Source organism: Methylomonas methanica, from assembly GCF_001644035.1.
Taxonomy (GTDB): Bacteria; Pseudomonadota; Gammaproteobacteria; order Methylococcales; family Methylomonadaceae; genus Methylomonas; species Methylomonas methanica_A.
This window is the reverse complement of record NZ_LUUG01000093.1, coordinates 86,801-98,549: the sequence shown is the minus strand read 5'-3', so window position 1 is coordinate 98,549 and position 11,749 is coordinate 86,801. Positions and strand designations below refer to the sequence as shown.

Annotated in this window: 11 protein-coding genes and 2 riboswitches; all 11 genes read left to right on the top strand. The window is 52.6% G+C overall.

The window, feature by feature from the left end; genetic code table 11:
• Positions 1-3: 3 nt before the first annotated feature.
• The 11 genes from gspF (at position 4) to A1332_RS17180 (ending at position 10,894) form a co-directional block, all read left to right on the top strand.
• The gene (gene gspF / locus A1332_RS17230) at positions 4-1,215 is read left to right on the top strand and encodes a type II secretion system inner membrane protein GspF (protein WP_064009671.1); all 1,212 of its coding nucleotides are present in this window, start codon (positions 4-6) and stop codon (positions 1,213-1,215) included.
• Positions 1,216-1,429: 214 nt separating this feature from the next.
• Positions 1,430-1,861: a type II secretion system major pseudopilin GspG gene (gspG, locus tag A1332_RS17225; RefSeq protein WP_020482315.1), complete on the top strand. Its 432-nt coding sequence runs from the start codon at positions 1,430-1,432 to the stop codon at positions 1,859-1,861.
• Entirely contained in the window at positions 1,846-2,388 is a 543-nt protein-coding gene (gene gspH, locus A1332_RS17220; RefSeq protein WP_064009670.1) for a type II secretion system minor pseudopilin GspH, read from the top strand. Before gspG ends, gspH begins: the two co-directional genes overlap by 16 nt.
• Positions 2,385-2,762, top strand: a complete 378-nt coding sequence (gene gspI, locus A1332_RS17215; RefSeq protein ID WP_064009669.1) for a type II secretion system minor pseudopilin GspI — start codon at positions 2,385-2,387, stop codon at positions 2,760-2,762. The genes gspH and gspI overlap by 4 nt, the downstream gene beginning before the upstream one ends.
• Positions 2,752-3,336: a type II secretion system minor pseudopilin GspJ gene (gspJ, locus tag A1332_RS17210; RefSeq protein WP_064009668.1), complete on the top strand. Its 585-nt coding sequence runs from the start codon at positions 2,752-2,754 to the stop codon at positions 3,334-3,336. The genes gspI and gspJ overlap by 11 nt, the downstream gene beginning before the upstream one ends.
• A complete protein-coding gene (gene gspK, locus A1332_RS17205) occupies positions 3,333-4,268 on the top strand; it encodes a type II secretion system minor pseudopilin GspK (protein WP_064009667.1) in 936 nt (311 codons plus the stop codon). Before gspJ ends, gspK begins: the two co-directional genes overlap by 4 nt.
• Positions 4,261-5,454, top strand: coding sequence for a type II secretion system protein GspL (gene gspL / locus A1332_RS17200; RefSeq protein ID WP_064009666.1), 1,194 nt, complete (start codon positions 4,261-4,263; stop codon positions 5,452-5,454). The genes gspK and gspL overlap by 8 nt, the downstream gene beginning before the upstream one ends.
• Complete coding sequence (gene gspM, locus A1332_RS17195) at positions 5,435-5,950, top strand: type II secretion system protein GspM (protein WP_064009665.1); 516 nt, start codon at positions 5,435-5,437, stop codon at positions 5,948-5,950. The genes gspL and gspM overlap by 20 nt, the downstream gene beginning before the upstream one ends.
• A 674-nt stretch (positions 5,951-6,624) precedes the next feature.
• Positions 6,625-6,703, top strand: a riboswitch (cyclic di-GMP riboswitch).
• A gap of 40 nt (positions 6,704-6,743) precedes the next feature.
• Positions 6,744-7,535, top strand: coding sequence for a hypothetical protein (locus A1332_RS17190; protein WP_064009664.1), 792 nt, complete (start codon positions 6,744-6,746; stop codon positions 7,533-7,535).
• 100 nt (positions 7,536-7,635) lie between these two features.
• Positions 7,636-9,195: a hypothetical protein gene (locus A1332_RS17185; RefSeq protein ID WP_064009663.1), complete on the top strand. Its 1,560-nt coding sequence runs from the start codon at positions 7,636-7,638 to the stop codon at positions 9,193-9,195.
• A 109-nt stretch (positions 9,196-9,304) separates the two neighbouring features.
• Positions 9,305-10,894 (top strand): ShlB/FhaC/HecB family hemolysin secretion/activation protein, encoded by a 1,590-nt coding sequence (locus A1332_RS17180; RefSeq protein WP_231890344.1) that lies wholly within the window; start codon positions 9,305-9,307, stop codon positions 10,892-10,894.
• 776 nt (positions 10,895-11,670) lie between these two features.
• A riboswitch (cyclic di-GMP riboswitch) is annotated at positions 11,671-11,749 on the top strand.

The window sequence follows — 11,749 nt, the reverse complement described above, 5'->3', positions numbered from 1 at the left end:
GCCATGGCGGTCTTCGAATATCAAGCTTTAAACAATAAGGGCAAGTCGGTTAAAGGCACGCTTGAGAGCGACACCATCAAATCCGCCCGCCAGCAATTGAAGGCCAATGATTTAACCCTGCTGGATATTCAGGAAGTTCATAAAAAAGAACGCAGCGGTCAGTCGCCCTTGTTGGCGCAAAACATCGGCATGCGTGCGCTGGCGCACATCACCCGGCAATTGGCTGCTTTGTTGAAGTCCGGCTTGGCGATAGATGAAGCCTTGGGCATTATTGCCCGGCAACTGGAATCGGCGCGGGCTAGGCGGATTTTGCTGGCGATCAGAAGCCGAGTTCTGGAAGGGCAAAGTCTGGCCGTGGCCTGTCAGGCATTTCCCAGTACCTTTCCGCCTTTGTACCGCGCCACTATCGAAGCCGGCGAATCCTCGGGCAAGCTCGACCAAGTGCTGGAAAAGCTGGCCGACTATCTCAGCGACAAGGGCCAACTGCATCGCAAGTTGCAGATGGCGATGATTTATCCGGTGTTGCTGTCGTCGGTGTCGATATTGGTGGTCATCGGCCTGTTGGCGTATGTGGTACCGGAAATCACCGGCGTGTTCGACAAAATGGGCCACGAGCTGCCGGCTATTACTCAAGCGTTGATTACTTGTAGCGATTTTTTACAGAGCAATGGCTTACTGCTGTTGATCATCGCGGTGGCTCTGTCCGTGGCAGCAAAGCTAGTTTTGCGCCGGGAGCGACCGCGCATGCTGTTTCACCGTTGGCTGTTGACCATGCCGATTACTGCTCGCTTTTCCAAGGGCTTGAACACCGCCCGTTTTACCCGCACGCTGGCGATTTTGACCAATAGCGGCGTCGAGTTGCTGGAAGCCTTAAAAATCTCCAGTCAGGTATTGTCCAACAACGCGATGCAGCAGGCGGTCGCTCATACCGCGATTCGGGTGCGGGAAGGGCAGAGTTTGAACAAGGCGCTGGAAGCCAGCGGTTTCTTCCCGCCGGTGACGATACATTTGGTCGCCAGCGGCGAAGCCAGCGGTCAATTGCCGCGCATGCTGGAAAGCGCTGCTGATGATCAGGAGCGCGATATTCAGGCGCTGACCGAACTAACCATGGGTTTATTCGAACCGGCCTTGATTTTGTTCATGGGCTTGGTGGTGCTGACCATCGTGCTGGCGATTCTGTTACCGATTTTTGAAATGAACCAGTTGATTAGATAGCGTCTTTGTCATACGCCTGTCACGTTGGCTTTCTAATCTTCTCGCCGTTGCCCCACACTTGAGGCTGTCGTAAAAGTCAAATGTAGGTTGGGCAGAGCAGCGCGAAGCCCAACAAAATCAAAATGTTGGGCTTCATTGTATTCAGCCCAACCTACGTTTTACGACAAGCTCCACTTGGCGGGGCGTGCTTTAACTCCACTTACTTTTTAGCGTTATGAGCAATAAAAAACAGCAAGGCTTTACCCTGATCGAAGTGATGATCGTGGTCGTAATTTTGGGCATTCTGGCGTCCATCGTCGTACCGAAAATCATGGGCAGACCCGATGAAGCCCGCGCCACCCGTACCTTGCAAGACATCAGAGCCATCAGCGCCGCCCTGGATCTATATCGCCTGGATAATTTCAGCTATCCCACCACCGATCAAGGCCTGGAAGCCTTGGTACACAAGCCGGCCAATTTGCCGCAAGGCGCGCATTGGAAGCAGGGCGGTTATCTGGATCAACTGCCGGCCGATGCTTGGGGCAAGCCGTATTTTTACATGCAGCCCGGCGCGCACGGCGAATTTGATTTGTATTCCTTCGGTGCCGACGGTGTGGAAGGCGGCAGCGAAGCCGGCGCGGACATCACCAATTGGGCGCAAAAGTAAGTCAGCTTGAGCGCTTGACCGTTCGCGGTTTTACGCTTATCGAGCTATTGATTGCGATGGTCCTGATCGGCTTGATGAGCAGCATGGCGATGCTGGCGATGGGCAACGCCGATCACAGCAAACAGCAGCAACTGGAAATTCAGCGCCTGGCAAAACTGATTGAGCTGGCCGAGCAGGAAGCGATGATACGCGGTGACAGTATCGGTTTGGAATTGGTGGGTCAAGGATATAGATTTCTGTCGCCGGTACAAGGCAAGTGGCAGCCGGAGAATACTGATGCGATCTTCAGGCAACGGGACTTGCCGGCCGGTATGAGCTTGGCATTAACCTTGGACGAAAAGCCGGTGTATTTGGCTAAGCGTTTCGGCAGCAACGTGCATTCGCAGCCGCAGATAGTATTTACGCCGGACGGGGCCGCCGAGGTATTTCAAATTGCCTTGGATTTACCAAAAAGTGAGCTCCGGTTTTTTGTTAGCAATACGGTAGACGACGGCTTAGCGGTTTCCAGCGTCGCCATCAAGCCATGAAATACTCCCGCAACGGCGGCTTTACTCTATTGGAAGTGCTGATTGCCTTGGCCCTGTTAGCCATCCTGATGGCCGGCTTGATCAAAATTACCGCCGACAACACCAAGAACCTTTGGTACCTGGAAAACAAAATGATAGCCGCGACGATAGCCGCGAACCATGCGGTGCAATTGCGCCTGGCTACCGAAAAGCCGGAGAACCAGGATGGCTGGGAAGAGATGGCCGGTCGGCGTTGGTATTGGCAGGCCAAGCGCGGCGTGACGCCGAGTATCGGCGGTTCTGTTTGGGATTACCGGATAGAAGTGTTTTTGGAAGGTGATAAGTCGCCTTACACCGGTTTGCTTAGTTATATCCCGGTCGGTCATGAACAATAAGGCAGTCACAAGTCGCGGCTTCACCTTGCTGGAAATACTGATAGCGATGGCGGTGTTTGCCATCATGGCGGCCATGGCTTACGCCGGTTTGAGTGCGGTGCTGGATGCCAGAGCGGGCACCGAAAAACGCTCGGACACTATCGCCGAGTTGCAGCAAACCTTATATTTGCTGAACGAAGATCTGGCACAAGCCTTGCCGCGCTCTATTCGGGACGAGTTCGGCAGCGAACAGCCGGCGTTTTCCGGCGGCAATGGCGAGGATTTGCTGACCTTGACGCGTAGCGTGCCGGCATGGTCGGAATTGGAGATGCACAGCCAGTTGCAACGTGTCAGTTATCGTCTGGAAAACGGCAGCTTGTACCGGCAAGTCTGGACTGTATTGGATCGTACCCAACAGACGCAATTTCGCCGGAAAAAATTGCTGAACGTCGCGGCGCTTGATTTGCGTTTTTACGGCAGCGACTGGACCATGCATTGGCCGGCTGATGGCAGCGGATTGCCCAGAGCGGTGGAAGCGAGTTTTAGCCTGACCGGTTTGGGTGAAATCCGCCGGCTGTTTTTGGTGCGGGAATGAGGTCAGTGGATCAGCGGCAGCGCGGGATCGCGTTGATTACGGTGATGTTGATACTGGCTATCGCTACCGTTGCCGTCGTGTCGATGTCCAGTGCGCGGCAGTTGGATATTCGCCGCACCGAAAATCAGCTGCGCAGCGCGCAAGCCTGGGAGTATGTGTACGGTTTGGAAAGTTGGGCTATCGGCCGGCTGGCTGCCGACACCACGGCCGGAAAAGTAGATGGTTTGGCTGAAGATTGGTCTATACCGCTGGCAAGGACAATCGTCGTCGGCGGCACTATGCAAGCACAGATTGAGGATTTACAGGGCCGGATCAATCTGAACAACGTATTGGTCGAGGGCAAAATTTCCAAGGACGATATCAAGCGCCTGGAACGCTTGCTGGCAATTCTAAAACTGAAAACCGAGCTGGCGCAGGCGATAACCGATTGGGTCGATGCGGATATGGATGTCAGCTATCCGCATGGCGCGGAAGACGAAACCTATACCCGATTTAAGCCCGGCTACCGTGCCGCGAACCGGCAATTTGCCGATGTCAGCGAGTTGTTACTGGTGCAAGGCATGACGCGCGAGACCTATCTGAAATTGCTGCCTTATGTCTACGCAGTGGACGGCTACGCGCCGCTGAATATCAACACCGCCAGTGCCACCGTGTTGCGCTGTTTGGCCGACGACATCAGCGCCGATCAGGCGGAGTCCATATTCAGAGCCCGAGGTAAGCCTTTCGCAAAAGTCGCGGAATTTTTAAAGGATGAAACGGTTGCCGACGCCGGCATCGGTAAATACGGCTTGGGCGTCAGTTCGCAAAACTTTTTATTACAAGGGCAAATCGATATGGGCAAAACCCATCTGCTGTTTGAGTCGCAATTGCAGCGCGATAGTGGTGGCGCGCGAGTGGTGAAGCGGCAGCGCCAGGGCTTAGCGCATGGCTGAAAAACTACTGGTCAGATTCGGCGCCGGGTCCGCCGATAATCTGGAATGGTTGAGTCTTGCCGATCCAGATGGTCAGCCGGCATCAGGCCCGATGGCCGAGTTGGCAATGGCAGCGCAGGGTAAGTCTTTATTGCTGCTGGTGCCGGCCGCTTCGGTGCTATTGCTGGAGATTGAGCTGGCGGTTAAAAACGCAGCGCAACTAAAAAAAGCCTTGCCGTTTGCGCTGGAAGACCTGCTGGCCGAGGACGTGGAAAATTATCATCTGGTTTGGCTAAGGCAAGAGCGCGATAAACTCGCCGTGGCGGCGATTGCTCACGAGGCTTTAGCGGCGTGGCTTGCGCCGTTCCGCGAGGCCGGTTTAGCGGTGGAAGCTGCGTATCCGGAAACCTTGTGCCTGCCGTATAAGCCTGGACAAGGTACTTTATTGATCGAGGGCAGCAATGCCATGCTGCGCAGCGCTGCCTATCTGGGCGGTGGTGTGGATGCGGAGTTTCTGCCGCAGCTGCTGGAAAATGCCCGTGCCGAAGGCGCCGATTTCGAGACTTTGCGGATATGCAAAGGTAGTGAAGACACCGCGCTGCCGGATGGTTTGCCTAGTACTGGTTTGGAAATAGCCATCGACCAGCCTTTGCACTTCATGGCGAGCGCCGCCGAGTTATTGCCGGCCGAGCTGAATTTGTTGAGCGGTGCCTATGCCGTCAGCAGCCGCCAAATAGGCCGCTGGCAACAGTGGCTGCCAGCGGCAATTATTTTGGCTGTGGCCTTGGCGGTGCAGAGCTACGCCTTATTGCATAGTTATTGGCAACAACAAGCCGAATTGAGCGCGTTGGAAGCTAAAACCCAAGACCTGTTCAAACAGACCTTTCCGGAGGTCAAACGCATCGTCAATGTCAAGGCTCAAGCCGATCAACAACTGGCGCAACTCAGAAAACAACAGGGTTTTGCCGGCAGCAGCTTTATGCGGCTGATTTACCGTTCCGGCTTGGTGTTGAAAGACGCGCCGGCCGTGCACTTGAAAAAGCTCAATTTCCTGAACGGCGGTTTGCAGTTGCATCTGCTTGCCGACGATATCGGCCAGCTGGAGCAATTCAAACAGCACTTGCAAAGCACGGTGCAGGTGAAAATTCAATCGGCCGACAGCGGCGCAAACGGCGTGGAGGCGCAACTTGAGATTCGCGAAAAATGACATATCGCAACGTTTTGCCGACTTGACGCCCAGAGAGCGAGTGCTGGCGCTGGGCGGTTTGTTGGTCGTGTTGGTGTATGGCGCTTACCTGTTGTTTTACCAACCAATCGCCGAACAGAGCCGCTTGCTGACGCAAAAAATCCAGTCGCAAAGGCAAATCTATACCTACTTACAACAAGTTGGCAACGAAGCGGCGGCTTTGCGGCAGCAGGCTACGGTTGACGCGCCGGCGCTGGATGGCGCTAATCAATCGCCGATGGCCGTAGTCGATTTCAGTAGTCAACAGTTGGAGATAAAGCCGGCGATCAAACACCTGTCGCCGGAAGGCGAGGACAAAGTCAGCGTCTGGCTGGAGCAGCTGCCTTTCGACCAACTCATGTCCTGGCTGGCGATTCTGGAAAGCAAGCACCGCTTACAAGTGCTGCAAATCGATGTCGAAAAACCGGCCGATGCTGAGGGTATCGTTAATGCCAAAGTCTTGCTGGGCGTGGTTTAGCCTGCCCTCGGGTATCGTCGCTCCCGCGCAGGCGCGAGCCTATTTGCCGCCGCTGATTCGCTGCGCGGTCGCGAGGCGTCTGCGTTCGCTTGAATGCCGAATCGAGATTGCACGTATAGCTCGAAGTTTGCCATCCATGGCACTGGATGTCTGCATTCCGGGAGGCATGACTGACTTTTTGGGTTTGGCCGGACTAACTCAATAGTCAGAAAGGACCTTGATATCGAGAGCTCACGGCAATTCATGAAAATAGCTTTATTTAGATTCCCTCATCCCAACCTTCTCCCGGAGGGAGAAGGGGCTTCTTCCTTCGCTCAATGGCAGTGAGGCAATGCCCGCAAAAAGAATCTTAAGTTTCATAGCTACCGCCCGCGCCCAATCATCCGCTGAATTTTCGTGTTAGCGGCCGGCTTTGTAATACAGATGTATTACATGTCACGTGAATTTAACAATGCTGTAACCGAAACGCCGCTATTGCTCTGGAATAATCCGCACCAAGTTGAGGTGCCGGGATAAGGCAGTTTAACAAGGATTCGGGAGCAACTAGGGAGCACGGACGGCACGGACAGGGAGCGGCTACGGAAGAGGATAGGGAGGAGGCTTGGGGGGAAATGGTAGCGGGGGCAACAAAGCGGCGCTGTCAGGATGTTAGATGGCGTCGAGTACGATCTAAAGCGTGTAAAAGCCAAACTCGTTGCGAAGCGGGGACGGAAAGTCACGGGTCTTGCAGGTCAAGACGGCTGGGCTGTCACCTTATGTCATTAATCGAAATTTAAACATGAGGTTTTAAAAAATGAAATTGTCTAAAAAATTGTTAGCAGTTGCAGTATTGGCGGCGGCCGCTTCAGGCGCCGCGGAAGCGCGTATCCAAGCTATCGGTGATGCGACAGCAGACGGTAGTGAGTTTTTGTTCAACCTGGTTGACTACACAGCGAAAACTTCATTTACACTGGATTTGGGTATCACTGTTGAGCAATTCCTGGCTAACCCTAGCCAATCATTGTCGTTTTCAATGACTGACAATAACTTCCAATCTTTCGCTGCTGCTTACACCGCCGGCAACAACGTGGCTTGGGGTGTTTCTGGTGGTCATGGAATCCTGGCTGACCTGACTGACTTACCTAAATTTGGTTTCTACACTACGTCAGTAGTTCCTTCTCCTGCTGTCATCGACAGCAACGCCGGCGACATTGGTAATACCATGAGTAAATGGAACGTTATGGTTGGTTCTGTTCAAACTCAAGATGCCAATGCTAACAACTTGAGCACATTCAAAACTGTCGGCCAAAACGGTTACACCGCTGTTTACGGCAACGATTTCCAAACTGCCTTGCCTTTTACCGCGCAAGGCCAATTGGGCACTGCTTTGGCGTTCGTTCATGAAAAAGTCAATGCCGATGATTTCGATACCGGCGAATTGGAAACTTTCCCAGGTACATGGAATTTTTCATTCAGCGGTAACGTGGGTTCATTGACTTACACCGCTGCACCTGCGGCTGTGCCACTGCCTGCTGCGGTTTGGATGTTCGGCGCTGGTTTGATGGGTGTGCTGCGCGCAACGCGTCGTAAATCATTGGCGGTTTAATCCCGTAAATGTCTTGAGCCGGCCGGATTCTGTTTTGCTGGTTCCCCCTTCATGAACGGGTCGGCTCAAACTTTAAATTTAATCAATTGAGAGATATACAATGAAAAAGCAATTATTGTCTGCTGCTATCGCAGTGGCTTCTCTGGCAGGTTTCTCGCAAGGTGCATTGGCACATGCGCCAAGCGTTACGCCGGATATCGAAATCTTCATGTCCGGCGCTACCGCGCAAGACAAAGCTCTGGCTGCGCTGTTCGTAAACTTGTGCGACGCCGGTACTTTGGATGTATTTAAAGATAACGGTACAGTGGGTTCCGAAGGTAAAAGCCACAGTGCCTATTTCTGCACACTGAACTCTACCAACGTACCCGGCTTGACCGTTAACGGCGCTGCGGCAACGACAGCTAAAGTACTGTTCCACAAACGTTCCGCCGGCGGTTCCGCTCAAGGCGTTAACCCATTGATCGATGGCGTAGCGATTGCTGCGATGCGTATCGACAACGGTAACTGCACCCAACAAGGCGTAACTAACACCTGGTTTTGCAACGCCAGCGGCGCTAACCTGACTAACGTAGTGTCCGACGCCGGTATTTCCGATGTCGAACCAAAATTGTTCGTCGGTCCAAACAAACCTTCAAACGCTTCTGAAGTTGACCCAGTAGCCGCCGACGCGGTTCTGAACGTGGTTCCTGCCGCTGCTTTGGTATTTGGTGTGCCGGTTTCCGATAACTTATATGTGGCTTTGCAAAGAGCGCAAAACCTGTTGACCGGTTTTGGCGGCAGCTGCGCACCGGGCGCTTACACCGAAGCGTGTATGCCTAGCTTGAGCAAACAACAAGTGGCTGAATTGATCTCCGGTCAAATCAAAAGATGGTCGGAGTTTAAAGTAGGCGGCGTCGCCTTGACCGCCTTGACAGCGGGTTTGACTTACACCGATTCCGACGGTACGGTCAGAAACGTTACTCCTAACGATACTAAAGTGCATTACTGCAAACGTATCGACGGTTCCGGTACCGGCGCGCAACAATACGTCAAATTCTTGAACAACCCTTGCAGTTCTGCCGGTTTGTCACCTGATTGGCCGGGTTCTCCATTGGCAGGCCCTGTGAAGCATGAAATCAGTGGTTCCGGCGATATGGAACTGTGTCTGGAAGACTTTGCCGACGGTGAAGCGGTTGCTAAACAAATCACCACAACTAACCCTGACGTGTTCAACACCGCAGTTAACACTGCTGGCAATAGAGCGTGGGCTATCGGTCAACAAAGCTTGGAAAACAATGCCACACATGCCAAGCATTACCGCTTTATCAAAGTTGACGGCGTAGCGCCTACTCTGGAGCAAGCGTTCAGAGGCAAATATATGGATTGGGTTGAACAAACTTTCCAATGGCGTAAAGCTATCAGCGCTGATAAATCCACCATCATCGCTAAAATCGCTGCCGACGCTGCATCGCCAACCATTCTGGCTACCGAGTTGAACATTGGTTTCGTTCACCCATTCGGTCAATCAGGTTATTTGGCTATCGGCAACGGCAACAACTTTACCGACACCTTGAATGTCAATGCCCCTGTTATGCCTTACTCGCATGCTGTCGCAGGTTCTTTGAGCAACTGCCAAGTGCCGGTTATCAAAAACTCTACCAACACCAGCAAACCGATGTAATCAGCATGTAACAAACCTTTAGTGTAATAGCTGGAGGTTCGCGCAAGGATGCGCATTGAATACAAACAGCCTTCGCTTGCGGAGGCTGTCTTTTTTTGTGATGGGTGAAATGAAACAACATTTGTTTTTAGGCTCGGTCCGTTTTGGGTTGGCGGCTGTGTTATTGACGGCTAGTGCGCTGGTCAGCGCGGAAGAAGCCGGCAATCAATTCGATTTACTGGAGCTGCGCCTGAAGGGTAGCTCTTTATTGGACCGGAAACTGGTTGAACGATGCGTCTACCGGTTTTTAGGCCCGAAAAAATCCATCGATACCGTGGAAGAGGCGCGCAGCGCGCTGGAAGAGCTGTATCGCAGTAAAGGTTATCAAACCGTCTCCGTCGATATTCCCGAGCAAAACGTGGTGGGCGGCGTCGTGTATTTACAGGTGACGGAAGGCAAGGTATCGCGTTTGCGAGTTACCGATTCCCGTTATTTCTCGCTGGGCGCCATCAAAGCCAAAGTGCCGGAGCTGGCGGAAGGCAATGTTCCCAATCTGCCGAAAATGCAGGAACAACTGACCGCACTGGCCGGCGAAAGCGAGGACAGGAGCGTGGTGCCGGTGCTGCGGGCCGGTGAAACGCCGGGTACGCTGGAAGTGGATCTCAAAGTTAAAGACGAATTGCCCTTGCACGGCAAAGTGGAAGTCAATTCCCGCAATACGCAAAACACCAGCCGCTTGCGGACTTTGGTATCGCTGCGTTACGACAATCTCTGGCAAAAATTTCATAGTGCGTCGTTCATGTATCAAACCTCGCCGGAAAATCCGGAAGAGGTGGAGGTGTTGGTCGGTAGTTATGTAATGCCCATCATCGACGATGACAAGCGTCTTGCTCTATACGCGGTCAGTTCGTCCTCCACGTCGCAAATCGCCAGCGCCGGTGCTTTATCGGTGATCGGTACCGGTGATATTTACGGCGCGCGTTTTGTATCGCCGCTGAAGACGCTAAACAATTATACGCATACCGCGACGCTAGGCGTCGATTACAAGGACTTTAAGGAAGATTTGAATTTATTGGGTTCGGATACCTTAAAAACACCCATCAGTTATCTGCCATTCATGGCGCAGTACAGCGGCAATTTGCGCGATGCAGAGTCTTTATTGTCTTTCAATGTGGGTGTCAATTTTGCGATACGCGGTTTGGGCAGCGATGAGCAGCAGTTTGCCGACAAGCGCTTTTTAGCCAGATCCAATTTTATCTATCTGAGCGGCGGCATGGACTACCGGCATAACTTGCCATGGGGTATGGAAGTGGCGGCACGGATGTCCGGACAGATCACCGATTCGCCGCTGATCAGTAACGAGCAATTTTCGATGGGCGGTTTTCAAACCGTGCGCGGCTATTTGGAAACCAATGCGCTATCCGATGACGGCGTGACCGCCTCGCTGGAATGGTATAGCCCCCGGCTGGTGCCGGACGAATGGGACGAGTTCGACAAAATGCGGGCGCTGGTGTTTGTCGATGCCGGTAAAGGCTGGATTGTTGACGCCTTACCGGGCAATGCGAACGAAATGGCGCTGGCCAGTACCGGGGTGGGTTTACGTTTCGATATGTTTAAGCACGTGCAAGGCGAGTTTGATTTTGGCATTCCGCTGCTGGACCAAGGCACCGTCAGGCGCGGCGAGAACCGAGTGGACTTCAGGATTGCTACACAATTTTAGCGTGCGGCGGCTGAATGGTTGCGGAAGACGGGGTCGAATTATTAACCCGGCCCTTAAGCTCCCTGGATTCGTCATTCCCGCGAAGGCGGGAATCCAGGATCGTAGGCCGGATAAGCGCAGCGCATCCGGCAATCGTGGTGGATGCGCACGGCTTATCCACCCTACACGGACCGTTAAGAATTAACGGAATTCCCTACTCACTGCGGAGGCTGACGTAAAAGTCAAAACAAAACCGTCTTCCTCCGGGACAGCGCCGTTAAGTCAAGAATTGGTAGGTGCGAATCTATTCGCACTATGGGCGCTAAAGGTCGAATAAATTCGACCTTACATAGCCAGCGCTTAACTTAACGGCATTGCCGGGAGAGGGCGTGTTTACGACAGCCTGCTGAGGGAAATGGAATTATCATTGGCTCCCTTAGAGAATCTCTAAAGACTCGTCATTCCCGCGTATACGGGAACTCAGTTTGTGGGTTTCCCTGGGCAGCCGCTCTTGAGGGTAATAAGATTAGAAGTTCCGCTTAATAATAATTTTTTATGAATATTACATATTTATTACAAATCTATTTACTGTAATAAATATGTAATATTTTATATTGCCTTAATACTACTTTTGTACAGTTATTATATGGCTATTTTAAATTAGTATTTATTCTGAATTTAATGGTTATTAAGGTGGTTAAAAGTTATTTGTAGTTATTCGCCGCGAAGCACAACAATCCCTCTCCAGCGGGAGAGGGCAGGGTGAGGGGTGGAAAACAAGGCGTTTTACCGTTTTATTTAAATATTGCTAAACCCGTTGCGAGGCGGGGGCGGAAAGCCGCGGGTCTTGTTAGTCAAGACAGCCGGGTTGCCAAC